Source organism: Roseateles sp. GW821-FHT09H10 (assembly GCF_059415865.1).
Window position 1 is genome coordinate 167,225 of the sequence record NZ_JBWKOB010000006.1, and the last position, 25,955, is coordinate 193,179.

The following is a 25,955-nucleotide window of genomic DNA, read 5'->3' on the forward strand; positions in this document are numbered from 1 at the left end:
GTCCACGCTTGCTTCGGTTGAACGCCGGCAAGCGTGGCCGGGACCACGCTGCGGCCAGAGGCCGCAGCGCTTCGGCAGGCATGGCGAGTCCACAGGACTCACCATGTCCGGCCTCAGCCCCCGAGGGGACGGCGATGCTTGCCGGATCAACCGGCAAGCACATCGCCAACCGGGCCGGCTGGGGGCGGCCCGGCGCTCGGCCCGAAATCGAGCAGCCGTCAAAGCCGAAATGGTTGGCAAAACGGGGCCGCCTCCGACGAGCGGGCAGCCCCGCTCAGGCCTAGCATCGGACCATCATGTCCGCCCGCCTGCGCCTGACCTCCCCCCTGTCCAGCCTGGACGGCTGGGTCAACGCCTTTGCCCAGGCTGATATCCCCGTGCTGTCCGAGACCGCCGAGTCGCTCGAGCACATGCGGGCGACCGAGGACGACGTCGACGCCCACGGCCTGGGCGAGATGATCGCCAGCGACCCGCTGATGACGCTCAAGGTGCTGGCCCACGCCAGCGAGCTCAAGCGCAGCCGCAGCGCCGGCCTGCAGGCGGCCCCCGAGACGGTGACGGCCGCCATCGTGCTGATGGGCATCACCCCCTTCTTCCGCGACTTCGGCCCGCAGCCGACGCTGGAGATGGTGCTGGCCGACAACGATGAGGCCCTGCTGGGCCTGTCGCGCGTCATGCAGCGCGCCGAGCGCGCCTCACGCTTCGCTTTGGGCTTTGCCGCCCACCGCGCCGACCCCGACGCCGCCGTCATCCACAGCGCCGCCCTGCTGCATGACTTCGCCGAGATGCTGCTGTGGGTGCACGCACCCGACCTGGCCCTGAAGATCGCCACCCTGCAGGACGCCGACCGCCATCTGCGCAGCACGGCCGCCCAGCGCCAGGTGCTGGGCATCGAGCTGCACGAGCTGGAGCAGGCGCTGATGCGGCGCTGGCGTCTGCCCGAGCTGCTGACCCGCATCACCAGCGAGAAAGACGGCCGCGACCCGCAGGTGCGCTGCGTCCACCTGGCCGTGCGCCTGGCCCGCCATACCGCGCGCGGCTGGGACGACGCCGGCGTGCCCGACGATCTGCACGACATCGCCGAGCTGCTCAACCTCAGCGAAGCCCACGCGCTGAAACTGCTTCACGAGTTCGATTGACGGCGCCGCTGGACGGGCCCACCCCGTACCGGCTTCGCCGGCCCCCTCAAGGGGCGCTGCCGATGGCCTGGCAAAGCCAGTTCCATGGCAGCCGCTTGAGGGACGGCGTCGCTGCGCCCGCCGTTCAACGCTGAAGACGGCGGCGACCAGCAAGCGCAATCATGCCCAGGCCACTCAGGAGCAGCGCCGCACCGGCCGGCTCCGGCACCGGCGTGGCCGTGAAGTTGGCGTTGTTGGGCGCGAAGTCCGAGATGGCGGCCGTGCCCGAGAAGGCGCCGTCGCGTGGCCACAGGTTGAAGGTGTAGTCCAGCTTGTTGGTGAAGCCGGTGCTGGGCAGCAGGCTGCCGCTGATGGTGCCGGTGATGACATTGCCGCTGACGGCGACAGAACCTGCCGGCAGGGCCCCGACGCCGCCGATGGTGCCGGTCAGGTCGGGACGCAGGATGATGACGCGGTCGAAGCGCACGCCCGTGATGCCGAGGCTGGCAAAGCCCGCCGTGCCCGCGCCGCGATTGACGCCCCAGACATAGAAGCCCGTGGCCGTGCTGCCGATGGCGCCATCCAGCGTCGCCGTCAGCGTGAAGATGTCGGTCGTCGGGTTGTAGAAGACGCTGGCGGCCAGCACGTCCAGGTCGTGGCTGGCGCTGCTGCCGGCAAAGGTGGCGAGGAAGTCGCCCCGGGGATCGGTGATGCCGTCCAGGGCCTGGCTGGCCAGGGGCAGGCCGAGCAGGGCCAGGGCGGCGGAAGCGGAAACGAGCAGGCGCATGGGAACTCCGTGGCAAAGGGTTTGCTGCGTGGACGGTGGCGGGGCCGGCGTATTCCCCGGCCCCCTAGGAATGAGGGCGGCGCGACGGCTCCGCGATCAGGCCGCGCAGGCGATCGCGGCCGCGCGACAGCCGCGACATGACAGTGCCGATAGGGATGCCCAGGGCCTGGGCGATCTCCGCATAGGCCATGCCGTCCAGGGCGACGAGGAGCAGCACCTCGCGCTGCTCCTCCGGCAGCGCGGCCAGGGCCTTGTGCAGATCGCGCAGGGCCAGGCGTTCGGCCTGGGTTGCGGCGACGGGAATCTCGGGGACCTGCTCGTCCAGATCGACGATGTCCAGGCGGCCGCGCCGCAGGGCGTCGACGTGCAGGTTGTGCATGATGCTGAACAGCCAGGTGCGCATGTCACCCACGCCCTGCCAGAGCCCGGCGCGCGACCAGGCGCGCTCCAGCGTGTCCTGCACCAGGTCGTCGGCGTCCTCGCGGTTGCGGCGCAGCACGCGGGCATACAGACGCAGGCGCGGCAGCCAGCCCAGCATCGTGCCGGCGTCGGGCGATGGGAAGGGTTGCAGGCTGGCCATGGCCGGTGAATACCGGCCACGCGGTCAATGGTTCAAACCGGCATTGCCGTCGTGTTCTTGAGCCGCTCCAGCACGAAGCTGGTCTTGCAGTCCTGCACGCTGGGGTGCATCAGCAGGGTGTCGCTGATGAAGCGGGCGTAGTGCTGCATGTCCTGCACCAGCACGCGCAGCAGATAGTCCATCTCGCCCGTCAGCGCGGCGCATTCGACGACCTCGGGCCAGGTCTGCACGGCGGCGCGGAACAGGTCGCGCGGGTTGCGCAGCGGGTTGTCGGTCTGCTTCTCCAGCCTGACATTGATGTAGGCCGTCAGGCCCAGGCCGACACGCTCCGGCGCCACCAGGGCTACATAGGCCGCGATCACGCCCGCTTCCTCCAGCCGGCGCACGCGGCGCAGCACGGCCGACGACGACAGGCCGGCCTCGGCAGCCAGCGCGTCATAGGTCAGGCGGCCGTCGGCCTGCAGCGCACGCAGGATGCGGCGATCGATGGCATCGAGATCGATGGAAGCGTCCATTGGATGTATTTTGCAGTTTTCCTGCACAAATTCCAATGTCGACGCCCGAGATTGCATGAAAACTGCGCCCAGCGCGCCGCAGAATTTTCAGCTTCCAAAGCTTTCTTGCGCGAGGTCCGCATGGCCAAGTTCACTCCCTGGGACAACCCGATGGGCACCGATGGTTTCGAGTTCATCGAGTTCGCCGCGCCGGACCCGGCCGCACTCGGCAAGCTCTTCGAGACCATGGGCTTCAAGGCCGTGGCCAAGCACCGCCACAAGAGCGTGACGCTCTACCGCCAGGGCGGCGTCAACTTCATCATCAACGCCGAGACCGACTCCTTCGCCCAGCGCTTCGCGCGCCTGCATGGCCCGTCGATCTGTGCCATCGCCTTCCGCGTCGACAATGCCGCCCACGCCTACAACCGCGCGCTGGAACTGGGCGCCTGGGGCTTCGACAACAAGGCCGGCCCGATGGAGCTGAACATCCCGGCCATCAAGGGCATCGGCGACTCGCTGATCTATTTCGTCGACCGCTGGCAGGGCAAGCATGGCGCCAAGGCCGGCGCCATCGGCAACATCAGCATCTACGACGTCGACTTCGTGCCGCTGCTGGACGCCCAGGGCCAGCCGGTCGACCCGAATCCGGCCGGCCATGGCCTGATCGAGATCGACCACCTGACGCACAACGTCTTCCGTGGCCGCATGAAGGAATGGTCGGAGTTCTACGAGCGCTTCTTCAATTTCCGCGAGGTGCGCTACTTCGACATCGAGGGCAAGCTGACCGGCCTGAAGAGCAAGGCCATGACCAGCCCCTGCGGCAAGATCCGCATCCCGATCAACGAGAGCTCCGACGACAAGAGCCAGATCGCCGAATACCTGGACCTGTACCACGGCGAAGGCATCCAGCACGTCGCCCTGGGCACGACCGACATCTACAAGTCGGTCGAAGGCATGAAGAGCACGGGCGTGGTGTTCCAGGACACCATCGAGACCTATTTCGACCTCATCGACAAGCGCCTGCCGGGCCACGGCGAGAACGTCGACGAGCTGCGCCGCCTGCGCATCCTCATCGACGGCGCCACCCACCTGGGCGTCGACAACGAGTTGCTGCTGCAGATCTTCACCAAGGAAGTCATCGGCCCGATCTTCTTCGAGCTGATCCAGCGCAAGGGCAACGAGGGCTTCGGCGAGGGCAACTTCAAGGCCCTGTTCGAGAGCATCGAGCTGGATCAGATCCGCCGCGGTGTGCTCAAGGACGAGCCGGCCAAGGCAGTCTGAAGACACTGCCAGGCCTCTTCCGAATGGACGAGGCCCATGTGGCCCACGCCATCCAGCCGGTGAGCGCGTGAGCCCGGCAGGATGGCCGTCTCGGCCGGGTTGACGATCTGGTCGCAAGGCGTCCAGAAGCAGTCGACATCGGTCAACTGGGTGAGTTCCTTCACCCAAGGACTACCCAGGCGCATCTGCCTGGCGTTGCGCCCCTGGCCGAAGCGCGCCATGCGCGTGCCGCCATGCGGCGACCCCAGCGTGATGACGCGCGGCGGCACCGCATGCCCCGCGCCATGCATGCGCCACCACGCCCGCAGCGCCAGCCCGCCCATGCTGTGCGCCACCAGCAACGGCGGGCGACCGGTGGCCGCTTCCAGCTGGCGCACGCCCGCCTCGATCTCGTCGGCATAGTCGTCGATGCTGCCGAAGGCCGGCTCCATCGTCGGCGCCACGAAGGCGGTGCCCTGCGCGCGCAGCCGCTGCATCCAGCCGTTCCAGCGCCCGCGGTTGCAGGCGAAGCCGTGCACCAGCAGCACGCCGGTCTGCGCACCCGCGGGCAAGTGGTCCGGCTCGGCCCATTCGCGCCAAGGCTGCCGCCACGAGAAGGCCAGCTCGCTGGCCACCACCTCGCGTCGCCAGGCACGCAGCAACTGCGCCCAGGTCGGCCTCGCCGCGCCGCGGTTGACCCACGGCAGCTGCGCGAACCCCAGCGCCAGCACCACGGCGTGCAGGCCCAGCGTCAGCACGCCCCACAACACGCCGAAGCGCCAACCCACCCACAGCGCCACGGCCAGCCGGGCGATGAACCAGATCCTCTGCAGCCTCCCATTCATCCGACCAGTCTAAGCGGGCAGAATTCCGCCGACCCATGGATCATCTGAGTGCCGAATCCCTGCTGAAGGAGCTGCGCGCCGTCGAAGCCGAACGCGCCCGCCGCGCCGCCGACCCCGAGCTCGAAGCCCGCGTGCAGGCGCTGAAGACCTGGCAGCAGCAGCGCTTCGCCCAGAGCTATGCCGACCTGCTCGCCGACCCGCGCTACGAGGCGGCGACGCGCTTCTTCCTGCAAGAGCTCTATGGCCCCGACGACTACCGCCAGCGCGACGCCCAGTTCGCCCGCGTCATCCCGACGCTGACCCGCCTCTTCCCCGAGGAGGTGGTCGACACCGTCGCCAAGCTGGCCAAGCTGCACGCCCTGTCCGAACGCCTGGACACGCGCATGGCCGAGCATCTGCTGTCCGATGACATCACGCTCGCCGAGTACGCCATCGCCTGGCGGGCCTGCGGCGAGCCGGCCTCGCGCCAGCGCCAGATCGACCTGACCATGGCGGTGGGCCAGTCGCTGGACAAGCTGACCCGCAAGCCCCTGCTGCGCCAGACCCTGAGGCTGATGCGCGGCCCGGCCCAGATGGCCGGCCTGGGTGCCCTGCAGGCCTTTCTCGAAAGCGGCTTCGACACCTTCAAGGCCATGCGCGGCGCGGGCGAGTTCCTGGCCACCGTGAAGCAGCGCGAGGAGGCGCTGGCCCTCACGCTGTTCAACGGCGGCTGAGCTGCGCCCTGTCACCGGCGCGACTTGCGCTCATAGGGCAAGTCCCCTAGCCGGGTTACACGCGGGAACTCAAGATCGGAGACCTTCTCTCGCCGAGGCCTGCCGATGACCGCCGCCGTTGCCGCCCTTGATGACGCTCCCGTGCTGAGCTCGCGTGACAAGCCCTGGCTGGCCAGCTATCCGGCCGGCGTGCCGGCCCAGATCGACACCAGCGTCTATGGCTCCCTGGTCGAGCTGCTGAACGAGGCCTTCCGCAAGCATGCCCAGCGCGACGCCGCCATCTGCATGGGCCAGCGCATGCGCTTCTCGGAGATGGACCAGCTGTCGCTGCAGCTCGGCGCCTGGCTGCAGGCCCAGGGGCTCAAGCAGGGCGACCGCGTCGCCATCATGATGCCCAACCTGCTGCAGTACGGCGTGGCCATCGCGGCCATCCTGCGCGCGGGCTTCGTCGTCGTGAACGTGAACCCGCTGTACACGCCGCGCGAGCTGGAGCATCAGCTCAAGGACTCGGGCGCCCGCGCCATCGTCGTGCTGGAGAACTTCGCCCACACCTTGTCCGAGGTCATCGCCGCGACCGAAGTCAAGCATGTCGTGCTCGCCTCCATGGGCGACCTGCTGAACTGGTGGAAGGGCCCGCTGATCAACTTCGCCGTGCGTCACCTGAAGAAGATGGTGCCGGAGTTCCGCCTGCCGGTGGGCGAAGGCCGCACCGTCGTGCGCTTCAACGAGGCGCTGCGCCACGGCGACCGCCTGACGCTGAAGAAGCCCGAGCTCGGTCCCGACGACGTCGCCTTCCTGCAGTACACCGGCGGCACCACCGGCGTCTCCAAGGGCGCCACCCTGCTGCACCGCAACATCGTTGCCAACATCCTGCAGGTCGAGGCCTGGTTCCAGCCCATGCTGGCCCGGCTGCCCGACCAGAACATGCAGTTCACCAATGTCTGCGCGCTGCCGCTGTATCACATCTACGCGCTGACGGCCTGCTTCATGCTGGGCGCGCGCATGGGCCACCTCAACATCCTGGTGCCCAACCCGCGCGACATCCCCGGCCTGATCGAGACGCTGCGCGGCCACCGCATCCACATGTTCCCGGCCGTCAACACGCTGTTCAATGCGCTGGCCGCCGAGCCGGCGTTCGCGCGGCTGGACTTCTCCGAACTGGCCATCTCCAACGGCGGCGGCATGGCCGTTCAGCAGGCCACGGCCGAGAAATGGCTCAGGGTCACCGGCTGCCCGGTCATCGAGGGCTATGGCCTGTCCGAGACCGCCCCGGCCGCCACCATCAATCCGCTGGACCAGCGCACTTTCAACGGCAGCATCGGCCTGCCCATCTCGTCCACCGAGATCGCCATCCGCGACGACGACGGCAAGGACGTCGCCATCGGCGAACGCGGCGAGATCTGCATCCGTGGGCCCCAGGTCATGGCCGGCTACTGGAGGCGACCCGACGAGACCGCCAACGTCATGTGCGCCGACGGCTTCTTCAAGAGCGGCGACATCGGCATCATGGACGCGCGCGGCTATGTGCGCATCGTCGACCGCAAGAAGGACATGATCCTGGTCAGCGGCTTCAACGTCTACCCGACCGAGATCGAGCAGGTCGTCAACATGCACCCCGGCGTGCTGGAATGCGCCGCCATCGGCGTGCCGGACGCCAAGTCGGGCGAGGCGGTCAAGCTCTTCGTCGTCAAGAGCGACCCGGCCCTGGCCGAGGAAGACCTGGCCGCCTACTGCAACCAGCAGATGACGGCCTACAAGCGGCCCAAGTTCATCGAGTTCCGCGACGAGCTGCCCAAGAGCAACGTCGGCAAGATCCTGCGCCGCGAACTCAGAACCAACACGGCCTGACGCTGACGCGGCCGCCGCAGGCGGGCGGCGTCAGAACGGGTTGTTCTTGGCGCGCGACAGGAAGGCCCTGCCGGTGTCCAGCTGCGCCGTCTGGCCCATCAGCAGGTCGCCGGCCCACATCCACTGCGTCGCGCTGGCGTCGGGCACCAGCGTCTCGGTCGTGCAGTCCTGCGGTGCCACGTCGGTGCGGCAGGCCGCGTCCGTCACGTTGGTGAAGCCGCCGATGGACGGGAAACGCACGCGCTGCTGGATGTACTCGTCGGTCAGCACCAGGGCGATCAGGCGGCCGTCGTTCAGCAGGTTCAGGCGCAGCGTCGTGTTGAAGGCCGAGCTCAGGTCGTTCAGGAAGATGGCGCGGTCGATGTCGGTCTGCTGCAGCTTTTCCTTCTGGCCGAAGGGCGACACGCCGACGTCGAAGATGGTGCTGACGATGACGCGGCCATTGGCATTGGCGATGCGGTTGACCTGGTCGGCCAGCAGCTTGCCGCGCGCCTTGGCCTCGTTGATGAGCGAGTCGCGGCTTTGCGCCGGGAACTGGCGGTACAGCTCGACGATGTCATTGACGCCGACCATGATGCCGACGATGTCCTTGGGGCCGAAGCGGTCGTTGGACAGATGCTGGTCTATCTTGTCGCGCACGTCGGCCACCTTGGCGCCCGGCGTGGCATACATGACACCTTGGGGCAGGGCCACGAAGTCGGTGTTGCACTGCGGGTAGACGAAGCCGAAGGCCGTGGTCGCGAGCAGCTGGCTCCAGATCGGGCCCAACTTGCAGTCCACCTGCTTGGTGTCGGCGTTCACGCCGTTGACCGTGTACTTCTTGCCGCTTTGCAGGATGACGCCGCTCTCGTCGCCGAAGGCGATGGCGCGGGTGGGCGCAAAGGGCTCGATCTGCGAGGTGCCCCCGCCGCAGCCGGCCATCAGCGCCGCAGCCGCCACCGCGGCCAGGCCGCGCTTCAGATTCTTGGAGACAACACGTTGCATGGCGATCAATTCAGGACAGGAGACAACAACAAACTCAATCTTCGAAGGCGGCGGCGGCCCGGCTGAGCCGGTCACGCACACCATCCCAGGCGGGGTCGCGCGGAGGCGCCTCGACCCAGATCTCACGGGCGCCAGCCGCATCCAGGGCTCGCAGCACCGCGAACAATTCGTGGGCCGCTGCCGCCGGGTCGGCCGGCATGGCCTGCCAACGCCAGGCTGGCAATTGGGCGCGTGAATATACCGCCACCCCCTCCAGCCCCCCGCTGGCGGCCCCTGTGGCCAAACGTAAAGCCAGTGCCTGGGCGTCCAGCAGGCGCACATGGGCGCGCGGCGCGTAATGCGCGGCCAGGGTGCCCGAGGCCTTGGGCGCGGTGGCGTCGGGGTCGGCCAGGGCCTCGCCCAGGGCGGCCTCGATGCGGGCGCGGCTGATCAGCCCGGGGCGCAGCAGGGCCGGGCGCTCGCGGCTGCAGTCGACGATGCTGGATTCGATGCCCACCTCGCAGGCGCCGCCGTCCAGCACCATCAGCTCGGGGCCGAATTCCTCGACGACATGCTTCGCCAGCGTCGGGCTGACGCGGCCGAAGCGGTTGGCGCTGGGCGCGGCCACGCCGTCGACGCCCAGTGCCCGCGCCGCGGCCAGCACCGCGCGGGCCAGCGGGTGGGCCGGCGAGCGCAGCGCCACCGTGGCATGCCCACCCGCGGCGGCCTCGGCCATGCCGGGCTGGCGGGGCACGATGACGGTCAGCGGGCCGGGCCAGAAGGCCTTCATCAGCCGCCGCGCCATGGCGGGCAGGTGGGCGGCGAACGGCTCGGCGCCGGCGGCATCCAGCACATGGACGATCAGCGGGTGGTCGCCGGGCCGGCCCTTGGCGGCAAAGATCTTGGCGACGGCCGCATCGTCGTCCGCCCGCGCAGCCAGGCCATAGACGGTCTCGGTCGGCAGGCCCAGCAGTTCGCCATCGGCCAAGCGCCGTGCGGCGGCCTGGATGGCTTCGGGATCGTTGCCGGGCAGCAGCAGCATCAGAAGTCTGTCGGCAGGCCCAGCAGGGCGGCGGCCCGCAGGGCCACGGCGTGGGCGACGGCGGGCGTCTCGGCCGTGATGTTCAGATGGCCCATCTTGCGGCCATGGCGGGCGTCGCTCTTGCCGTACAGGTGCAGATGCGTCCCTGGCAGGGCCAGCACGCGGTCCCAGGCCGGCGGCGTCGGGCCGCCTTCGTCCGAGAACCACAGGTCGCCCAGCAGGTTCAGCATGACGCTGGCCGAATGCTGGCGCGGATCGGGCAGCGGCAGGCCGGCCAGGGCGCGAACCTGAAGCTCGAATTGCGACACGTCGCAGCCGTTCATGGTCCAGTGCCCGGAATTGTGCGGGCGCGGGGCCATCTCGTTGACGACCAGGCGGCCATCGTCGAGCCAGAAGAACTCGATGCACAGCACGCCGACATACTTCAGCGCCTGGGCGACCTGGCGGGCGGCCGAGACGGCCAGCTTGTCGACCTCGGCCGGCACGTCGGGCGCCGGCACCTCGGTGACGGCCAGGATGCCGCCGCGGTGCAGGTTCTGCTGCACGGGGAAATTGACGATCTGGCCGTCGGCGCCGCGCGCCACCAGCACGCTGAGCTCGCGTTGAAGCGGCAGCAGCTGCTCGAGCACGCAGGGCACGCGCTTGAGGTCCTCCCAGGCGCGGGCCAGCTCGGCGGTGCTGGAAACGCGCACCTGGCCCTTGCCGTCATAGCCCATGCGGCTGGTCTTCAGGATGCCGGGCAGCAGGCCGGGGTCGACGGCGGCCAGTTCGATCTCGTTGGTGATGACGGCATGCGGCGCGCAGGGCACGCCGGCGGCCTCGAAATGCGCCTTCTCGACGGCACGGTCCTGGCAGACGGCGACGGCCGCGCCCGAGGGCGCGACGGTGCGCATGCCGGCCAGGGTGTCCAGGGCCAGGGCCGGCACGTTCTCGAACTCGGTCGTGATGGCGTCGCAGTCGCGGGCGAGCTGGGCCAGGCCGAGGTGGTCGAGGTAGTCCGCCTGGATGTGCTTCTCGGCCACGGCGCCGGCCGGGCTGATGGCATCGGGGTCCAGCACGATGCAGCGATAGCCCAGGGCCTGGGCCGCATGGACGAACATCCGGCCGAGCTGGCCGCCACCGAGAACGCCGAGGGTCGCGGCGCCGGGGAGCAAGGGCGTCATCAGCGCAGTTCCTCGCTCATCGCGCGGGCAACTTCCGTCTGTTTCACCCGAAACGCGTTCAGCTTGTCCAGCAGGGCCGCGTCGCCGGTGGCCAGCATGGCGACCGCGAACAGCGCCGCATTGGCCGCCCCGGCATTGCCGATGGCAAAGGTGGCGACCGGGATGCCCTTGGGCATCTGCACGATGGAGTGCAGGGAATCGACGCCCTGCAGATGGCGGCTGGCGACGGGCACGCCGAGGACGGGCACCGTCGTCTTGGCGGCCAGCATGCCCGGCAGGTGGGCGGCGCCGCCGGCGCCGGCGATGATGGCCCTGAGCCCGCGGCCGGATGCGGCCTCGGCATAGGCGAACATCTCGTCGGGCATGCGGTGTGCCGACACGACCCGTGCCTCGAAGGCGACACCGAACTCGGTCAGAATCTCGGCCGCCAGCTTCATCGTCTCCCAGTCGCTGCTGGAGCCCATGACGATGCCGACGACGGCATCAGGGGTCAAAGAGGCTGACGTAGAAGACAAAGCGCGCTCCGAGGCTCAGGAAAGCCTTGAATTGTAGGTGGCGCCCCTCACTCTCCCCTCCGCCATGATCGACATCACCCTCCAGAACTTCGAAGCCGAACTCATCGTCGCGTCCCAGACCCAGCCGGTGCTGCTGGACATCTGGGCGCCCTGGTGCGGTCCCTGCCGCACCCTCGGCCCCATCCTGGAGAAGCTGGAAACGGCCTACGCCGGCCGTTTCACGCTGGCCAAGCTGAACAGCGACGAGGTGCCCGAGATCGCCTCGCAGTTGAGCCAGATGTTCGGCGTGCGCAGCATTCCCTTCTGCGTGATGTTCGCCGGCGGCCAGCCGGTGGACGGTTTCGTCGGCGCCCTGCCCGAGGCCCAGATCCGCGAATTCCTGGACAAGCATGTGCCGCCCGGCGAGGAGCTGGAAGCCGAGGCCGACCTGGCCGACGCCGAGGACCTGATGGCCGACGGCGACCTGGAGACCGCCCTGGCCAAGCTGGCCCATGCCGTGCAGGCCGACCCGGCCAACGATGCCGCCCGCTTCGACTATGTGAAGGCCCTGCTGGAGCTCGGCCTGCTGCAGGACGCCCAGGCCGCCTTCGCCCCGGTGGCGGCCAAGGCCGCCGACACCTTGGTGCCCTCGCCCCGCCTGGCCGCCCTGGCCACCTGGCTGAGCGCCTTCGAGGCCAGCGCCGGCGCCGATCCGAGCGTCCTGCAGGCCACGATCGCCGCCAACAAGCGCGATTTCGACGCCCGCTTCACCCTGGCCCAGATCCATCTGGCCGGCCAGCGCTTCACCGAGGCCATGGACGAGCTGCTGGAAATCATCATGCGCGACAAGGCCTGGAACGGCGAGGCCGCGCGCAAGACCTATGTGGCCATCCTGGAGCTGCTGACCAAGCCGGCGCCGAAGCCGGCCGCCGAAGCCAAGAGCGGCACGCTGGAACTCGCCGGCAAGGCCGCCGTCGTGCACAGCGACCCCCTCATCGACAGCTACCGCCGCAAGCTGTCGATGGCGCTGTTCTAAGTCCGGGCGCCAGACTCGGCGCTCAGGGCACGCCGCTGTTGCCGCGGTTGCTGCGGATGTCGCGCAGCCTCACGCATTCGGGGTCGTTGCGATAGATGGGCTTCTCGCACTGCCGGTCGATGCACCAGGCGCGGGCGAACAGCACGCGGCCACCGCAGGCCTCGTTGGCGGTGCGCGGCTCGCCGGAGGATGCGGGCGTCGAGGCGGGGGCGGGAGCCGCCTTGCTGGACGGCGTCGCCGGGCTGGAAGCCGCCGGCTCGGGGGCCGCGAAGACGGGGCTGCGCGGCACGGGCCGGAAGTCGCCGGCCTTCTCGGTGACGATGGGCTTGGCCGGCTCGCGGCGCGTTGGCGCCGAAGCCGGGCGGGGTGCAGGCACGACCGCCGCGGACGCCGGCGCGGGCTTGACGGGCACCGGCACCAGTGCCGGCGCGGAAGCCGGTTGCGGTGCCGGGGCGCTGGCCACGGGGACCTGGGGTTCGGGTTGGGGCTGCTGGACCGGCGCGGGCGCAGGCGCCGGCGCGGCCACGGACGCCGCGGGTTCAGCCGGGACGGGCTCGGGCTTGTCGGGGCCGCCACGCAGCTGCATGACGAAGAGGCCGAGCAGCACCAGGGCGGCAATGCCGCCGCCGATCATGGCCGGCTTGTGCCAGGCGGGCGGCTGCGCTGCGGCGGGCTGGGCGGCCGGCGTGCCTGCACGCGGCGGCGCTGCTGGCGGAGGCGGCGGTGGCGGCTTGGGCGCGGACTTGCGCAGCGGCACGACGACGGTGGCGCCGTCATCGTCGTCCAGCATCGGGCCCTGGACGGTGTCGGCGAACTCGAGATCCAGCGGCGCGGCCGGCGCCGGGGGCGGAGGCGGCGGCACGAAGCGCGGCGGCGCGGCCTGCAGTTCCGGCACGGCGGCGCGGCCGTCCAGCACCTCGCGCCAGGCGCCGACGGTCTGCGGCCGCTGATGGGGCGCGACGCGCAGTGCCCAGTCCAGGCCGGCCAGGAAGGCCGGCGAATAGCCGGGCACGTCCAGCGGCGCCAGTTCGTCACTCATGGCGCGGGCCGTGGCCGGCGGCGGCGGCCGGCCGGTCAGCAGCTCGTGCATGGCCGCGGCCAGCGCGTAGAAATCGGTCCAGGCCCCCTGGCGCAGCGTCGTCGCCTCGGCGTATTGCTCGATGGGCGCGAAGCTGGGCTTCAGGATGGCCGTGAAGACCTGGGTGCGGTCGCTGATGGCCTGGCGGGCGGCGCCGAAGTCCAGCAGGATGGGCGGGCTGCCGTCGGCCGGCATGAAGATGTTGTCGGGCGCGACGTCGCGGTGCCAGACCTGCTGGGCATGCAGGGTCTCCAGGCCGCCGAGCACGGAGTCGAAGATGCGCCTCACCCAGGCCTCGGGCGGCGGCGTCGGGCGGGCCCTGCGCGCCTCGCGCAGGTTCTGGCCCACCAGCCGCGGCATGGCCATGTAGGCGGTGCCATTGGCTTCCCAGAAGCGGTAGACCTTGAGCAGCGAGGGATGGTCGAAGCGGGCCAGCAGCTTGGCCTCGTTGACGAAGCTGCGCCGGCCGAGGTCGAAGGTCTCCTTCATGGAGACGGAGCGCACCGACACATGGGACTGCCCGTCGCGCAGCGCGAACTGGCTGGGCATGTACTCCTTGATCGCGATCTCGCGTTCCAGGGAGTGGTCGCGCGCCAGGTAGACGATGCCGAAACCGCCCACGCCCAGGGTGCCAGTGATCTCGAGCTCGCCAAAGCGGGTGCCCACCGGCAAGGCGTTGATGGCGTCGTCGTCGCGGGAGTCGGCGGTCATAGGCCGGCGAGGGTACCCCAGCCGGGGCGGGTCGACTCTCCGGAAAAAGCCGGTCAGCGTGGCGGAGTGCCCAGCCCGGCGGCTCTCAGGCGCTCGGCCCAGAGGCGGCGCTGGGCGGCGTCATCGCGCCAGGCGGCCTGGGCGGCGTCGGCATGGCGGGCCGACAGCCCGTCCTCGTGCAGCCGGGCATAGACCTGGGCCAGGCGGGCATGCAGGGCGGCGCATTCGTCGAGGTCGCAATGGGCCGCGTCCTCGGCCTGCACCTCGACGGCAGCCTGGTCCGCCAGCGCGCGGGCGCGCAGCGGGTCGCCGGTGTTGGCCCAGCACCAGGCCAGGTCGGCCAGCAGGCTGATGCCGGTACGCGCCAGGCCGGCCGCCACGGCCTCGGGCAGGTGGGCTTCCAGCAGCGCGGCCGCGGCCTGGAAGTCACCCTGCGCGGTGAGCAACTGGGCACGCAGCAGCGGCGTCAGGTCGGCGCGGGCCGAGCCGCCGACGGCGTCGTCGAAGTGGCCGATGGAGTCCACCCCCAGCAGCACGGCCGGCGCCTCGCCGGGTTCGCCGGCCAGCGCGGCATGGCGGATGCGCAGCGCGCGCATCTGCATCTGGTTGTAGAGCAAGGCGGCCAGGCCGGCGTCGTCGCCCTCGGCGCTGGCGGCGCGGCGGCCCCAGGCGTACCAGGCGGAGGCGGCGGCCTCGTCCTGCGCCATGTCCCAGGCCATGCCGAGGGAGGAGGCCACGCGGCAGGCCGCCGCGTTGTCTGCCGGTGCGGCCAGCACGGCCGCCGCATGGCCGACGAGGCGGTCGATGTCGCGGTCGACAAAGGCCATCTGGGCCAGCCAGGCGTCGCACAGGGCCTGCAGGGGCGGCAGCTTCGCAGCCTGGGCCATCACCAGGGCGCGGCGCACGCGTTCGCGTGCTCCACCGCCAAAGGCACTGAAATAAGCCGTCAATCCTTCGGCCAGATGCAGCCAGGCGGCCAGTTCGACGCGCGGCTGCGCCAGCACGCGGGCCTGCAGCCGGTTCAGCTCCTCGCGGGCCTCGGCCTCGCGGCCATGGCGCAGCCACAGGATGGCGCGCTGGACCTGCAGCACGGCGGCACGCGCCGGCATGGCGGCGACGGCGGCGATTTCCCCGTCCAGCCTTTGCGCCAGGCGGCTGCGCAGTTTCACATTCATGCGGTCAGCCGCTGCAAGGCTTCTTCGTACTTCTGCACGGTGTTGGCGATGACCTCGGCCGGCAGGGCCGGCGCGGGCGCCTTCTTGCCCCAAGGCTGGCCATCGACGCGCACGGCCTCGAGCCAGTCGCGCACGAACTGCTTGTCATAGCTGGGCGGGTTGCTGCCCGGCGCATAGCTCTCGACCGGCCAGTAGCGCGAGGAGTCGGGCGTCAGCACCTCGTCCATCAGCGTCAGCGTGCCGTCGGCGTCCAGGCCGAACTCGAACTTGGTGTCGGCAATGATGATGCCCTTGGTCAGCGCGAAATCGGCGGCGCGCTGGTAGAGCCGGATGGAGATGTCGCGCACGCGGGCGGCGAGGTCGGCACCGATGATGCCGGCGGCCTGCTCGAAGCTGATGTTCTCGTCGTGGTCGCCCATCTCGGCCTTGGTGGCCGGCGTGAAGATGGGCGCGGGCAGCTTGTCGGCGTTGCGCAGGCCGGCTGGCAGCTGGACGCCGCAGACGCTCTGGCTCTGCTGGTACTCGGCCCAGCCGCTGCCGGCGAGGTAGCCGCGCACGACGGCCTCGATGGGCAGGGGCTTGAGGCGCTTGACCAGCATGGCGCGGTCGCGGATCTGTTCGCGCTCCTCGCCGCTGACGACGGACAGCGGATCTTGGCCGGTGAGGTGGTTGGGGACGATGCCGTCCAGCTTGTCGAACCAGAACAGGGCCATCTTCGTCAGCAGCGCGCCCTTGCCGGGGATGGGCTCGCCCATGATGACGTCGAAGGCCGACAGGCGATCGCTGGCGATCATCAGGATGCGGTCCTCGCCGACGGCGTAGTTCTCGCGCACCTTGCCGCGGCCGAGCAGGGGAAGGGACTTCAGGCTTGATTCGTAGAGGGCTTGGGGCATGGCGGCGCGACTCGGGGAGAAGGCCGGGATTTTAGGTGCCGCCTCCATCCAGATAAGCGCGAACGGTGTCCGCGAAGCTGTGGACGTCGATGGGCTTGGTCAGATAGCCATCGCAGCCCGCCGCGCGGAAGCGCTGTTCGTCGCCCGGCATGGCAAAGGCCGTGAAGGCGATGACGGGCAGGTCGGCGAGGTCGGGGGTGGCCTTGATGGCGCGCACCAGGCTCAGGCCGTCGGCGCCGGGCAGCTGGATGTCGATGAGGGCCAGGGCGGGCCGGCAGGCACGCAGCCTTGCCCAGGCCTCGTCCACATGCAGGGCGCGGTCGACGATGAAGCCTTCGGCCTCCAGCACGTATTGCGCGAGGTCGATGTTGAGCTCGTTGTCGTCGACGATCAGGATGCGGTTGCCAGTCATGTCAGCCTCCCCGACGCCGGCCGCGCCGTTCCTGGCGGGCGGCGTTCAGCAGCGCGTCGCGCACTTCGGCCAGTGACTGGGCCTCGCCGCCCTTGGCGATGGCCGTCGCCGAGCGGGTCAGGGCCTCGATGTCCTCGACGCTGAGGGTCAGCGCCGTCCAGACGATGACGGGCAGGTCGGCCCAGCGCGGGTCGCCGCGCAGCTCGTGCAGCACCTGGAAGCCGTCGATGCCCGGCATCATCAGGTCCAGCACCAGGGCTGCGGGCTGCAAGCCCGGCAGGCGCTGCAGGGCCTCGGCGCCGCTGGCTGCCGCGACCGCCTCGACGCCGGCGGCCTGCAGGGCGCCGCACATCAGCTCGCGCGCCGTGAGCTCGTCGTCGACGACCAGCACCGGCCGCCCGGGGCCCAGGCGCTCGCGCAGTGGCAGCAGGGCGCGGGCCAGGGCCGGGCGGCGCAGCGGCTTTGCCAGCACGTCGGACACCGGGAAGGCCACGCCCGCGCTGCCCGCCGGCGGCGTCAGCGCCAGGGCCTTGACGGCGGCATGCATGGAAGGCCCGCCGCTGCGCAGGGCCGCCAGCAGCGACAGGCCCGGCGCATCGGGCAAGCCGAGGTCGATGGCCAGCTCGGTGTAGCGGCGCACGCGGGTCAGGCGCAGCACCTCGCCGGCGGTGGCCGCGGTGTCGGCCGTGACGCCGGCCTGGGACAGCTCGCGGGCCAGGCCGTCGCGCAGCGGATGGTCGCGCAGCGCGATGAGCTGCTGGTGGACGGCACGGTCCAGGGACGGGCTCTCGTCCAGCGGCTGGCGCGGCAGCACTGCGTAGAAGCGGCTGCCGCGGCCCGGCTCGCTGTAGACGCCGACCCGGCCGCCCTGGGCCTCGACGAGGCGGCGCGTGAGCGCCAGACCCAGGCCGGTGCCCTGGTGGCGCTTGGTCAGGCCGTCGTCAAGCTGCTGGAATTCGACGAAGAGATGGCCCAGACGGTCGGCCGGGATGCCGATGCCGTTGTCCTCGACCTCCAAACGCCACAGCCGCGGGCCCTCGCCCACCATGCGCAGCTCGACATGGCCGCCGGTCAGCGTGAACTTGATGGCATTGGACAGATAGTTCAGCAGCACCTGCTTGAGCCGCGCCGGGTCCAGCACCAAGCCCTGCAGCCCGGGCTCGATGGACGCGCTGAGGCTCAAGCCGCGCTGCTCGGCGAGCACCGCGACGGTGGCCATCACGTCGTCGACGACGGCGGACAGCACGACGGGCTCGGCATGGAAGTCCATCTTGCCGGCCTCGATCTTGGACAGGTCGAGCACGTCGTTGATCATGGTCAGCAGATGCCGGCCGCTGCTGGCGATGTGCTGCAGCCACTCGCGCTGGCGCGGCGAGTCGACCGGCTGGGTGCTCATGGCCAGCAGGTCGGCGAAGCCAATGACGGCATTCAGCGGCGTGCGCAGCTCATGCGACATATTGGCCAGGAAGAGGCTCTTGAGCCGGCTGCTCTCCTGCACGCGGCGGTTCTCGGCGGCCAGCCAGATGGACTGCTGGCGGGCCTGCTCGGCGGTGCGCATGGCGGTCACGTCGGCGGCGATGCCGACCAGGCGTGGCGAGCCGGCGTCGTCGTGGGTGACGCGGGCGTCCAGGCGCAGCCAGTGCACGCTGTCGTCCGGCCAGACGACGCGGAACTCGGCATGCCAGGGCCGGTGGCCCTCGGGCAGAGAGGCCAGGCCCGCCTCCACCATGGCGCGGTCGTCGGGATGGACGACGGCCAGCATGCGCTCGCGATCCCAGGCGCCGGTGGCGTCGGGCAGGCCAAAGCATTGGTCGTAGCGGCGCGAGCGATGGATGGCGCCACTGTCCAGCTCCAGCTCCCAGTCGCCGATGGCCGCGGACTCGAGGGCGAAGCGCAACCGCGCCTCGCTCTGGCGCAGGGCGGCCTCGATCTGGCGCTGGTGGGTCAGGTCGCGGGCCGACTTGATGCCGCCGATGATGCGGCCTGCGGCATCGCGCAGCGGCGAGACCTGGGCCGAGATCTCGACGCGGCGGCCGTCCTTGGCGATGCGCACCGTCCGCAGCGGCGGCACATGCTGGCCCTGTGCGATGCGCGCCAGGATGCCCATTTCCTCGGCCTCGCGCTCGGGCGGGATCAGCATCTGCACCGGCTGGCCGACGATCTCCGCGGCGGTGTAGCCGAACATCTTCTCGGCGGCCGAATTCCAGTTGGTGATGCGGCCGTCCAGCGTCTTCACGACGATGGCGTCAGCCGAGGACTCGACGACGGCGGCCAGGCGGCGCACCTCGGCCTCGGCCTCGGTCAGGCGGCCGACATCGCGCACGACGATGGCGACGCCGCGCGGGCGGCCGTCGGCATGGTGGGTCAGCTCGGCGTGCACCTCGACGGGACGCTGGCTGCCGTCGCGGGCCACGCAGACGGCCTGGCGGCGAAAGCCTCCCTCGCGCACCACGGCTATGGGGTTGCGCGTCTTCAGGTCGGCGGGCATGCCCTCGCGCTGGAAGACCTCCCAGACCGGCTGCCCGAGAGCCTCGCGCGCCGGCCAGCCGGTGATGCGCTCGGCCACCGCGTTGATGCGCGTGACGCGCCCCTCGCCATCGGTCGTGATGAAGCCGGCGTCGATGGCCTGCAGCGTCGTGGCCAGGCTCTGCTCGGCCTCCAGCTGGTGGTCCTCGGCGCTGTGCCGGCGGTCCATCTCGCAGCGCAGGGCCTCGTTGGCGCTGCGCATCTCGTCGATGGACGGCAGGGCCAGCAGCGTCGGCATCAGCCGCCAGGCGATGGCGGCCGTCAGCACCGAGGCGCAGGCCGTGAAGACCTTGCCAGCCGTCTGCAACTCGTAGTCGGGGCGCCAGATGGTCCAGACATCCAGCACATGGGTCACGCCGCAGGCGAAGATGAAGACGGCGAACAACGTGGCGATGCTGCCCAGGTTGACCTGGGGACGCTGGCGGGCGTAGCTCGCGATGGCCAGCGGGATGGAGAAATAGGCCAGGGCTATTGCCATGTCGGCGCCGACCATGGTCCAGAGCAGGCCCGGCGACCACTGGAAGCAATAGCCGTGGGGCAGGAAACCTGCCCGCGCGACGATCCCCGTCAGCTCGTCCATCCGACACTCCCGCCCCCTAACGACTGAGGGGTTATGCCGATGCATTGTGACCCCGCGAACGGGGGGTGCATCCGCAGGAATGTGGCTTATTCCCGGGAGTTGATCAGCTCGAAGCCCACATAGCGGGCAATGAAGCGCTCGCGGCCTTCACGCTCGAAGGCTTCGACGTCCCAGGGCCCGGCCATCAGGCGGTCGGCGAAGCCGGCGCGGAAAAGGTAGACCTGGGCCGGCAGCTTGCGGCCATCGGCCAGCGCGACGAGGACGTCGGCGCGCTCGTACTCGGCGCCCTCGAAGGCATCGAGCCGCGCCCAGGCGTCTTCCGTCACGTCCAGGTAGAGCCGCCCCGGCACCGTGCCGCCCACCACGGCGCGCAGGCCGGGGTAGTCCTGGCCGCGCACCGGGTGGCGCTGATGATCGGCCAGCGAGGCCGGCTCGCTGGCGAATTCATGCCCGCAGACGCGGGCCATGATGTCGGCCCACATCAGCGAGCCGTAGGTGAAGCAGTGACGGGTCACTGCACCCTTCACTGGATCTTCTGGGCCAGCTCGCCGCGCGCATAGGCACCGGCGATATCGCTCAGCGTGCGGCCCTTGATCTTGGCGGCCTGGCCTTCGCAGCCGAATTCCATGTAGCGCTGCTTGGCGATGACCTTGGCGGCTTCGCGGGCGGGCTTGAGCCATTCGCGGGCGTCGAACTTGTCGGGGTTCTCGTGCAGGAACTTGCGCACCGCGCCCGTCATCGCCAGGCGGATGTCGGTGTCGATGTTGATCTTGCGCACGCCATGCTTGATGGCTTCCTGGATCTCGCTGACCGGCACGCCGAAGGTCTGCTTCATCTTGCCGCCGTACTGGTTGATGATGGCCAGCAGATCCTCGGGCACGCTGGACGAGCCGTGCATGACCAGGTGGGTGTTGGGGATGCGGGCGTGGATTTCCTTGACGCGGCCGATGGCCAGGATGTCGCCCGTGGGCTTGCGGCTGAACTTGTAGGCGCCGTGGCTGGTGCCGATGGCGATGGCCAGGGCGTCCAGCTGGGTGGCCTTGACGAAGACGGCGGCTTCCTCGGGGTCGGTCAGCATCTGGGAATGGTCCAGCTTGCCTTCGGCGCCGATGCCGTCTTCCTCGCCGGCTTCACCGGTTTCCAGGTTGCCCAGGCAGCCCAGCTCGCCCTCGACGGTGACGCCGACCTTGTGGGCCATCTCGACGACCTTGCGGGTCACGTCCGTGTTGTACTCAAACGAGGCCGGCGTCTTGCCGTCTTCCATCAGCGAGCCGTCCATCATGACCGAGCCGAAGCCCAGGTCGATGGCGCCGGCGCAGACCTTGACGCTGGTGCCGTGATCCTGGTGCATGACCAGGGGGATGTGGGGGTACATCTCTGCCGCGGCCTGGATCAGATGCTTGATGAAGGGCTCGCCGGCGTATTTGCGGGCGCCGGCCGAGGCCTGCAGGATGACCGGTGCGCCGACTTCGTCGGCAGCGGCCATGATGGCCTGCACTTGTTCCAGGTTGTTGACGTTGAAGGCTGGAATGCCGTAGCCGTTTTCGGCGGCGTGGTCCAGCAACTGGCGCATGGAAACGAGAGGCATGGGATGTCCCCGGTGTAGTTGAGAAATCTGGGCCGACTGCGGTAGCCACCCTAGGCTGTAACCGCGTCGTAACTGGTTGGGGATTCTATGGAGTCCCGGGCATGCCCCACCCCCACGGATGAGAGTAGTCAGCACAATGCGCGCTCATGACAAGACTGGTGTTCGACCACCTGACGAACTGGATCACGGCCGCGGCGAGCGAGCATTCGCATGATCTGGCCACCCATATCGAGGAGCGCACCGGGGCCAGCCACCGGGCGGTGCTGTCGGCGTTGAAGCGCCTGATGGACGCCGGCTGGCTGACGCGCACGGGCAGCGGCCGCCGGCCCGTCTACGCGCCCGGCGCACTGCGCCAGGTGGCGCGCAGCTACACCCTCTACGGCCTGCAGGAAGACCTGCCCTGGCAGCGCGACTTCGCGCCCCACTTCGCCCTGCCCAAGCATGTCGAGCGCATGGTCCAGCATGGCTTCACCGAGCTCGTGAACAACGCGGCCGACCATTCCGGCGGCAGCAGCGTCACCGTGTCGCTGCGCCAGACGCCCACCCATGTGCAGCTGCTGGTCAGCGACGACGGCATCGGCGTCTTCGACAAGATCTGCAGCGCCTTCGCCCTCGAGGACCCCCAGCACGCCATGCTGGAGCTCAGCAAGGGGCGGCTGACCAGCGCGCCCGACGCCCATACCGGCCGCGGCCTGTTCTTCAGCAGCCAGCTGGCCGATGTCTTTGACATCCACGCCAACAACACCGCCTACCAGCGCCGCGCCTGGGAAAGCGCCGGCTGGAAGAAGGGCCGAGCCCTGCCTCGCCAGGGCAGCTCCATCTACATGGCCATCGCGCTGAATACGACGCGCACGCTGGACGGCATCATGGAGACCTGGAGCCTGGCGGGCGACGGCATCGAGTTCGACCAGACCCGGGTGCAGCTGCGCCTGCTGACCAGCGAAGGCCAGGCCCTGGATTCCCGCGCCCAGGCCCGCCGCGTCGGGTCGCGGCTGGCCACCTTCAAGCGCGCGGAGATCGACTTCGACGGCGTCACCGACGTCGGCCATGGCTTCACGGACGAGCTCTTCCGCGTCTTCGCCAAGGCGAATCCGCAGATCGAGCTGGTGGCGGTGAATGCGACGCCGCGCATCGAAGCACTGGTGAAAAGCGCGCGGGCTGGATGAGGTTCGCCATCGCGCTGCTGCTGGCAGCTTTCACCAGCGGGGTTCGGGCAGGCAGCGAAGCCTGCACCGAAGACATCGAAGCCGCGCTGCGCGCGGTGGGCGGCAAGAACAGGATTCGCGGCGATGTCGCGGCCAGCGACTGCCGCCCCTGGCCGGCCGGACCGGGACGCACCATGGCGGCCGTGATGGCTTTCCAGAAACCCGGCAGCGGCAGCAGCAACGACACGGCATGGCAGGTCGTCGTCGCCCTGGTGGACCCGGCCCGCGGCAAGGCCCTGAGCAGCCACCGCGTCACGCTGCAGGAGGACGCCACCACCTGGCTGACCGGCCAGAGCCTGAGCCTGGATCTCGCGCCGTATTGGATCAAGGCCGGGGTGCGCGCCCTGGGGCTGCGCTTCAGCAGCGACCGCTCCAACAACGTGGCCAACAGCCGCAGCAGTTCCTGGCTGCGTCTGTATGTTGCCGAAGGCCGCCGCCTGCAACCGGTGTTCTGCCAGGCCATGAGCTGGCAGGACGCCGGGCTGGGCGTGATCGGCCAGGATCCCTGGAACGAGGCGCAGACGAGCCTGAGCCTGCTCGACCCGCAGACCTCGGGCTGGCGCCGGCTGCGCCTCACCGACCAGATCACCCACCAGGCCCCCGCCGGCGAAGCAAGCCCACCGAAGGCCTTGCACCGCGAATGCCGCTTCGACGGCGGCGCCTACCGCTGCGATCCGCCCAAGAGCGACGCCATCACGGCCTGCGATCCCGCCAGCCTGTGAGCCCGCCTCAGGGCTTCCTGAGCGCTGGCACCGGCGGCACCGCGATGCGCGGGCCGTCGTAGCCCTGCACAACGCCGAAGCGCCCGCCATCTTCGCGGGCCCAGTCGAGCGCCCAGGCCTGCATCTCGGCAGGCTCGCGGCCGACGAAGTTCCACCACAGCAGCGGCGGCTGAGCCCAGGGCTCGCCGCCCAGCAGCAGCAGGCGCGACGCGCCGGCGCAGCGCAGCTCGACCGACTCGCAGCCGCGGCCGACATAGAGCAGCGTCCCCGGCGTGATCGTCTCGACGGCGTCATGGCCGGCAGGCGCGGCCTCGACCTCGCCTTCCAGCAGCATCAGCCCATGCTCGAAGCCGGCATCCAGCTTCAGCACCGCATCGGCCGGGCCGTCGGCGACGAGGTCGACGCCCAGCAGCGGCGTGAAGCTGGGCACCGGCGAACGCAGGCCGTCGAGCTCGCCGACCAGCAGGGTGCCGTCGAAACCGCCGACCGAGCAGCGCGGCAGCTCGGGGAAATGCTGGAAGCTGGCGCTGCGCTCGCGCTCGGCGTCCGGCAGCGCGATCCACAGCTGGGCCAGGTGGATGCGATCGGACAGCGACTCCTCGCTGTGCGAGATGCCCTGCCCGGCCGTCATCAGATTGACCTGGCCGGGGCGCAGCACCTGCTCCGAGCCCAGGCTGTCGCGGTGCAGGATCTCGCCTTCGATCATCCAGCTGAAGGTCGACAGGCCGGTGTGCGGATGCGGGCCGACCTTCATGCGCCGCTCGGGCGGCAAGGTGGCCGGGCCGGCGTGGTCGGCAAAGCACCAGGCGCCGATGATGCGGCGCGCCTTGCTGGGCAGGGCGCGCTGGATGGGAATGCCGCCAACGTCGCCGATATGGCTGGCGATGCGCTCGACGGGCACGTTCATGACGTCCTCTGGCGAACGAAATCGACAAAGCCTTGGACGAAGGCCTGCAGCTGCCCGCGCACCTTGTCGTCCACCAGCTTGCCGTCGGCATCGAAGACCGTGCCCGCCCTGGACACCATCAGCCGCCCGCCCATCCAGAAGTCGTTGCCGAAGGCCCGCAGCACCGACAGCAGCGCGTCCTGCGATTGCACGGTGCCGAAGCCGCCGGGCGTGGCGCCGATCAAACCGGTGGGCTTGGCCCCGAACAGCTTGGCGCCCTCGCCGCTCGGACGCGACAGCCAGTCCAGGCCGTTCTTCAGCACGCCCGGGATGGCGTTGTTGTACTCGGGCGTGCTGATCAGCAGCGCATCGGCGGCGCGGATCTCCTCGCGCAGCTTGGTGACGGCCTCCGGGATGCCCTCGGCCTCGACGTCGCCGTCATACAGCGGGATGCCGTGCAGGGTGCGCAGCTCCATCGTGACGCCCTCGGGCGCCATCGCGAGGGCCGCACGCAGCAGGGCCGTGTTGTAGGAGGCGCGGCGCAGCGCGCCGCTGAGGGCAATGATGTGCATGGCAGTCGGAGGGGGCGGGGTTGAAGGCATGATGCCAGCATGCACAGCTTCTCCCTGCCCGACATGAGCTGCGGCCATTGCGTGGCCGCCATCACCGAGGCGCTGAAGGCCGTCGACGCCCAGGCCCGCATCGAGATCGATCGCGAGGCCCGGACCGCCCAGGTCGACAGCGCCCTGCCCCGCCAGGCCCTCGAAACCGCGCTGACTGCGGCAGGTTACACACCTGGCCCCGCCAACACCCCCATTTGAGGGGGGCGGAGACCGATGCCGGGGACATTCAAGGTTAGCGCCTCCCCCTAGCATGCTGCCGATTGCGCCCAAGGAGCCTGTTGTGTCCAATTTCAAGAAAATCTGCCTGACCGCCGCCCTGACGGCCCTGACCGCCCCGGCCTGGGCAGGCCTGACCTACACGGCTTCCGCCACCTACAACGTCGGCAGCTTCACGCCGCCCGGCGGCACGGCCGCCCCCAGCAGCAGCTGCGGCAATGTCTTCGGCCAGGATGCCGGCGACGTGACCGGCTCGGGCGACAACAACATCGCCGTGCGCGCCTATTCCTGCGACGACAGCGCGTCCAATTTCGGCGCCCGCACCTCCGGCGAGGCCGTCTTCTACGCCCAGGCCACATCGTCCATCCTGGGCACCTTCGGCGGCAGCGACGCCACCGACTTCTCCTTCTTCATCAATCCCGGCGAGATCGGTGCCTTCGGCAGCACGGCCTTCGGCGCCGGCGAGTTCCAGAAGGCCCTGCTGACCCTCAAGCTGGTCATCGACGGCACCGTCTACCTGGACCAGGCCTGGAGTGCCGAGATCGGCGCCGGCGGCCTGCTCACCAACAGCCAGAGCAGCACCGGCCTGCTGTCGGTGGGCTGGACCAGCACCGGCGGCGCCGGCTTCTTCAGCTACGGCATCGACGGCGGCGCCTTCTCGGTCGCCCTGGGTTCGCTGCCGCCCGGCCAGGAACACACCATCTCCTATGTGATGGAGTCCACCTCCTCCGGCAACCTGACGTCGCAGGCCGCCTGCACGGGCGTGCTCTTCAACGGCGTCAACACCGAAGGCGAGGCCGGCACGGCCACGCCCGGCTCGCCCTTCGCCGCCTACTGCGGCGCCGGTGGCCGCCTGGGCGACCCCATGCCCAATGCCGACCCGATCGCTCGCGCCCTGCCCAACCAGGTGCCGGAACCGCTGAGCGCCGGCCTGGTGCTGGCGGGCCTGCTGGCCGCCGGTGGCGTGCGCCGCCGCAGCGCCAAGCGCTGAAGCGCA

At 70.0% G+C, this 25,955-nt stretch carries 26 protein-coding genes; 9 read left to right on the forward strand and 17 right to left on the reverse strand.

The genetic code is table 11. The features are described from left to right. The first annotated feature begins 296 nt into the window (after nucleotides 1–296). A complete protein-coding gene (locus AC07OY_RS24620) occupies nucleotides 297–1,139 on the forward strand; it encodes an HDOD domain-containing protein (RefSeq protein ID WP_495045224.1) in 843 nt (280 codons plus the stop codon). A gap of 124 nt (nucleotides 1,140–1,263) precedes the next feature. On the opposite strand, the gene AC07OY_RS24625 is transcribed toward AC07OY_RS24620, so the two are convergent. The 3 genes from AC07OY_RS24625 to AC07OY_RS24635 form a co-directional block, all read right to left on the reverse strand. After that, nucleotides 1,264–1,905 (reverse strand): PEP-CTERM sorting domain-containing protein, encoded by a 642-nt coding sequence (locus AC07OY_RS24625; RefSeq protein ID WP_495045225.1) that lies wholly within the window; start codon nucleotides 1,903–1,905, stop codon nucleotides 1,264–1,266. Nucleotides 1,906–1,969: 64 nt separating this feature from the next. Next, the gene (locus AC07OY_RS24630; protein ID WP_495045226.1) at nucleotides 1,970–2,485 is read right to left on the reverse strand and encodes an RNA polymerase sigma factor; all 516 of its coding nucleotides are present in this window, start codon (nucleotides 2,483–2,485) and stop codon (nucleotides 1,970–1,972) included. Nucleotides 2,486–2,517: 32 nt separating this feature from the next. Beyond that, nucleotides 2,518–3,000, reverse strand: a complete 483-nt coding sequence (locus tag AC07OY_RS24635; protein ID WP_495045227.1) for an Lrp/AsnC family transcriptional regulator — start codon at nucleotides 2,998–3,000, stop codon at nucleotides 2,518–2,520. A 120-nt stretch (nucleotides 3,001–3,120) separates the two neighbouring features. Between AC07OY_RS24635 and hppD the strand changes: the two genes are divergently transcribed. Continuing rightward, nucleotides 3,121–4,260: a 4-hydroxyphenylpyruvate dioxygenase gene (hppD, locus tag AC07OY_RS24640; protein WP_495045228.1), complete on the forward strand. Its 1,140-nt coding sequence runs from the start codon at nucleotides 3,121–3,123 to the stop codon at nucleotides 4,258–4,260. Here the strand turns inward: hppD and AC07OY_RS24645 are convergent. Then, nucleotides 4,212–5,084 carry an esterase/lipase family protein gene (locus tag AC07OY_RS24645; protein WP_495045229.1) on the reverse strand — a complete coding sequence of 291 codons (873 nt, stop codon included), beginning with the start codon at nucleotides 5,082–5,084 and terminating at the stop codon, nucleotides 4,212–4,214. The two genes, hppD and AC07OY_RS24645, sit on opposite strands and share 49 nt — an antisense overlap. A 35-nt stretch (nucleotides 5,085–5,119) precedes the next feature. Here AC07OY_RS24645 and AC07OY_RS24650 point away from each other — a divergent pair, with 35 nt between their 5' ends. Beyond that, a complete protein-coding gene (locus tag AC07OY_RS24650) occupies nucleotides 5,120–5,797 on the forward strand; it encodes a DUF8198 family protein (RefSeq protein ID WP_495045230.1) in 678 nt (225 codons plus the stop codon). A 105-nt stretch (nucleotides 5,798–5,902) separates the two neighbouring features. Further along, nucleotides 5,903–7,645 (forward strand): long-chain-fatty-acid--CoA ligase, encoded by a 1,743-nt coding sequence (locus tag AC07OY_RS24655; protein WP_495045231.1) that lies wholly within the window; start codon nucleotides 5,903–5,905, stop codon nucleotides 7,643–7,645. Nucleotides 7,646–7,675: 30 nt separating this feature from the next. Here AC07OY_RS24655 and AC07OY_RS24660 read toward each other — a convergent pair whose 3' ends face one another. Genes AC07OY_RS24660 through purE form a run of 4 tightly spaced genes read right to left on the reverse strand, consistent with a single transcriptional unit; the run spans nucleotide 7,676 to nucleotide 11,277 of the window. Beyond that, entirely contained in the window at nucleotides 7,676–8,629 is a 954-nt protein-coding gene (locus AC07OY_RS24660) for an SGNH/GDSL hydrolase family protein (protein WP_495045232.1), read from the reverse strand. Nucleotides 8,630–8,663: 34 nt separating this feature from the next. After that, nucleotides 8,664–9,650, reverse strand: a complete 987-nt coding sequence (locus AC07OY_RS24665) for an L-threonylcarbamoyladenylate synthase (protein WP_495045233.1) — start codon at nucleotides 9,648–9,650, stop codon at nucleotides 8,664–8,666. After that, the gene (locus AC07OY_RS24670; RefSeq protein WP_495045234.1) at nucleotides 9,650–10,813 is read right to left on the reverse strand and encodes a 5-(carboxyamino)imidazole ribonucleotide synthase; all 1,164 of its coding nucleotides are present in this window, start codon (nucleotides 10,811–10,813) and stop codon (nucleotides 9,650–9,652) included. The genes AC07OY_RS24665 and AC07OY_RS24670 overlap by 1 nt, the downstream gene beginning before the upstream one ends. Continuing rightward, complete coding sequence (gene purE, locus AC07OY_RS24675) at nucleotides 10,813–11,277, reverse strand: 5-(carboxyamino)imidazole ribonucleotide mutase (protein ID WP_495045510.1); 465 nt, start codon at nucleotides 11,275–11,277, stop codon at nucleotides 10,813–10,815. Before purE ends, AC07OY_RS24670 begins: the two co-directional genes overlap by 1 nt. Nucleotides 11,278–11,392: 115 nt before the next feature. On the opposite strand from purE, the gene AC07OY_RS24680 reads away from it, so the two are divergent. Further along, on the forward strand, nucleotides 11,393–12,343 hold the full coding sequence (locus tag AC07OY_RS24680; RefSeq protein WP_495045235.1) for a tetratricopeptide repeat protein: 951 nt from the start codon (nucleotides 11,393–11,395) through the stop codon (nucleotides 12,341–12,343). 22 nt (nucleotides 12,344–12,365) lie between these two features. On the opposite strand, the gene AC07OY_RS24685 is transcribed toward AC07OY_RS24680, so the two are convergent. The 7 genes from AC07OY_RS24685 to fba form a co-directional block, all read right to left on the reverse strand. Continuing rightward, on the reverse strand, nucleotides 12,366–14,132 hold the full coding sequence (locus AC07OY_RS24685; protein WP_495045236.1) for a serine/threonine protein kinase: 1,767 nt from the start codon (nucleotides 14,130–14,132) through the stop codon (nucleotides 12,366–12,368). A gap of 53 nt (nucleotides 14,133–14,185) precedes the next feature. Continuing rightward, nucleotides 14,186–15,307 carry a hypothetical protein gene (locus AC07OY_RS24690; protein ID WP_495045237.1) on the reverse strand — a complete coding sequence of 374 codons (1,122 nt, stop codon included), beginning with the start codon at nucleotides 15,305–15,307 and terminating at the stop codon, nucleotides 14,186–14,188. After that, nucleotides 15,304–16,200 (reverse strand): phosphoribosylaminoimidazolesuccinocarboxamide synthase, encoded by an 897-nt coding sequence (locus AC07OY_RS24695; protein ID WP_495045238.1) that lies wholly within the window; start codon nucleotides 16,198–16,200, stop codon nucleotides 15,304–15,306. Before AC07OY_RS24695 ends, AC07OY_RS24690 begins: the two co-directional genes overlap by 4 nt. Nucleotides 16,201–16,231: 31 nt before the next feature. Continuing rightward, a complete protein-coding gene (locus AC07OY_RS24700; protein ID WP_495045239.1) occupies nucleotides 16,232–16,612 on the reverse strand; it encodes a response regulator in 381 nt (126 codons plus the stop codon). A 1-nt stretch (nucleotide 16,613) separates the two neighbouring features. After that, nucleotides 16,614–19,718 carry a PAS domain S-box protein gene (locus tag AC07OY_RS24705; protein ID WP_495045240.1) on the reverse strand — a complete coding sequence of 1,035 codons (3,105 nt, stop codon included), beginning with the start codon at nucleotides 19,716–19,718 and terminating at the stop codon, nucleotides 16,614–16,616. An 86-nt stretch (nucleotides 19,719–19,804) separates the two neighbouring features. Continuing rightward, nucleotides 19,805–20,233: a gamma-glutamylcyclotransferase family protein gene (locus tag AC07OY_RS24710; protein WP_495045241.1), complete on the reverse strand. Its 429-nt coding sequence runs from the start codon at nucleotides 20,231–20,233 to the stop codon at nucleotides 19,805–19,807. Between the two features lie 8 nt (nucleotides 20,234–20,241). Then, complete coding sequence (gene fba, locus AC07OY_RS24715; protein ID WP_495045242.1) at nucleotides 20,242–21,306, reverse strand: class II fructose-bisphosphate aldolase; 1,065 nt, start codon at nucleotides 21,304–21,306, stop codon at nucleotides 20,242–20,244. 146 nt (nucleotides 21,307–21,452) lie between these two features. Here fba and AC07OY_RS24720 point away from each other — a divergent pair, with 146 nt between their 5' ends. Continuing rightward, entirely contained in the window at nucleotides 21,453–22,472 is a 1,020-nt protein-coding gene (locus AC07OY_RS24720) for an STAS-like domain-containing protein (RefSeq protein ID WP_495045243.1), read from the forward strand. Continuing rightward, nucleotides 22,469–23,233, forward strand: a complete 765-nt coding sequence (locus tag AC07OY_RS24725) for a PA3715 family protein (protein WP_495045244.1) — start codon at nucleotides 22,469–22,471, stop codon at nucleotides 23,231–23,233. Before AC07OY_RS24720 ends, AC07OY_RS24725 begins: the two co-directional genes overlap by 4 nt. A gap of 7 nt (nucleotides 23,234–23,240) precedes the next feature. Here the strand turns inward: AC07OY_RS24725 and AC07OY_RS24730 are convergent, their stop codons facing one another. Together AC07OY_RS24730 and AC07OY_RS24735 are read right to left on the reverse strand one after the other, a co-directional pair. Further along, entirely contained in the window at nucleotides 23,241–24,140 is a 900-nt protein-coding gene (locus tag AC07OY_RS24730) for a pirin family protein (protein ID WP_495045245.1), read from the reverse strand. Beyond that, entirely contained in the window at nucleotides 24,137–24,691 is a 555-nt protein-coding gene (locus AC07OY_RS24735) for an NADPH-dependent FMN reductase (RefSeq protein ID WP_495045246.1), read from the reverse strand. Before AC07OY_RS24735 ends, AC07OY_RS24730 begins: the two co-directional genes overlap by 4 nt. Before the next feature lie 39 nt (nucleotides 24,692–24,730). Here AC07OY_RS24735 and AC07OY_RS24740 point away from each other — a divergent pair, with 39 nt between their 5' ends. Beyond that, nucleotides 24,731–24,940, forward strand: coding sequence for a heavy-metal-associated domain-containing protein (locus tag AC07OY_RS24740; RefSeq protein WP_495045247.1), 210 nt, complete (start codon nucleotides 24,731–24,733; stop codon nucleotides 24,938–24,940). A gap of 82 nt (nucleotides 24,941–25,022) precedes the next feature. Further along, a complete protein-coding gene (locus tag AC07OY_RS24745; RefSeq protein ID WP_495045248.1) occupies nucleotides 25,023–25,949 on the forward strand; it encodes a hypothetical protein in 927 nt (308 codons plus the stop codon). The last annotated feature ends 6 nt before the right edge of the window (nucleotides 25,950–25,955 follow it).

Coding starts and splice junctions, on each gene's coding strand:
- AC07OY_RS24690 (WP_495045237.1), bottom strand. CDS start 15,307: ATGAATGTGAAACTGCGCAGCCGCCTGGCGCAAAGGCTGGACGGGGAA.
- AC07OY_RS24660 (WP_495045232.1), bottom strand. CDS start 8,629: ATGCAACGTGTTGTCTCCAAGAATCTGAAGCGCGGCCTGGCCGCGGTG.
- AC07OY_RS24650 (WP_495045230.1), top strand. CDS start 5,120: ATGGATCATCTGAGTGCCGAATCCCTGCTGAAGGAGCTGCGCGCCGTC.
- AC07OY_RS24645 (WP_495045229.1), bottom strand. CDS start 5,084: ATGAATGGGAGGCTGCAGAGGATCTGGTTCATCGCCCGGCTGGCCGTG.
- AC07OY_RS24620 (WP_495045224.1), top strand. CDS start 297: ATGTCCGCCCGCCTGCGCCTGACCTCCCCCCTGTCCAGCCTGGACGGC.
- AC07OY_RS24740 (WP_495045247.1), top strand. CDS start 24,731: ATGCACAGCTTCTCCCTGCCCGACATGAGCTGCGGCCATTGCGTGGCC.
- AC07OY_RS24685 (WP_495045236.1), bottom strand. CDS start 14,132: ATGACCGCCGACTCCCGCGACGACGACGCCATCAACGCCTTGCCGGTG.
- AC07OY_RS24705 (WP_495045240.1), bottom strand. CDS start 19,718: ATGGACGAGCTGACGGGGATCGTCGCGCGGGCAGGTTTCCTGCCCCAC.
- AC07OY_RS24665 (WP_495045233.1), bottom strand. CDS start 9,650: ATGCTGCTGCTGCCCGGCAACGATCCCGAAGCCATCCAGGCCGCCGCA.
- hppD (WP_495045228.1), top strand. CDS start 3,121: ATGGCCAAGTTCACTCCCTGGGACAACCCGATGGGCACCGATGGTTTC.
- AC07OY_RS24720 (WP_495045243.1), top strand. CDS start 21,453: ATGACAAGACTGGTGTTCGACCACCTGACGAACTGGATCACGGCCGCG.
- AC07OY_RS24695 (WP_495045238.1), bottom strand. CDS start 16,200: ATGCCCCAAGCCCTCTACGAATCAAGCCTGAAGTCCCTTCCCCTGCTC.
- AC07OY_RS24730 (WP_495045245.1), bottom strand. CDS start 24,140: ATGAACGTGCCCGTCGAGCGCATCGCCAGCCATATCGGCGACGTTGGC.
- purE (WP_495045510.1), bottom strand. CDS start 11,277: ATGGGCTCCAGCAGCGACTGGGAGACGATGAAGCTGGCGGCCGAGATT.
- AC07OY_RS24635 (WP_495045227.1), bottom strand. CDS start 3,000: ATGGACGCTTCCATCGATCTCGATGCCATCGATCGCCGCATCCTGCGT.
- AC07OY_RS24670 (WP_495045234.1), bottom strand. CDS start 10,813: ATGACGCCCTTGCTCCCCGGCGCCGCGACCCTCGGCGTTCTCGGTGGC.
- AC07OY_RS24655 (WP_495045231.1), top strand. CDS start 5,903: ATGACCGCCGCCGTTGCCGCCCTTGATGACGCTCCCGTGCTGAGCTCG.
- AC07OY_RS24680 (WP_495045235.1), top strand. CDS start 11,393: ATGATCGACATCACCCTCCAGAACTTCGAAGCCGAACTCATCGTCGCG.
- AC07OY_RS24700 (WP_495045239.1), bottom strand. CDS start 16,612: ATGACTGGCAACCGCATCCTGATCGTCGACGACAACGAGCTCAACATC.
- AC07OY_RS24630 (WP_495045226.1), bottom strand. CDS start 2,485: ATGGCCAGCCTGCAACCCTTCCCATCGCCCGACGCCGGCACGATGCTG.
- fba (WP_495045242.1), bottom strand. CDS start 21,306: ATGCCTCTCGTTTCCATGCGCCAGTTGCTGGACCACGCCGCCGAAAAC.
- AC07OY_RS24725 (WP_495045244.1), top strand. CDS start 22,469: ATGAGGTTCGCCATCGCGCTGCTGCTGGCAGCTTTCACCAGCGGGGTT.
- AC07OY_RS24735 (WP_495045246.1), bottom strand. CDS start 24,691: ATGCACATCATTGCCCTCAGCGGCGCGCTGCGCCGCGCCTCCTACAAC.
- AC07OY_RS24625 (WP_495045225.1), bottom strand. CDS start 1,905: ATGCGCCTGCTCGTTTCCGCTTCCGCCGCCCTGGCCCTGCTCGGCCTG.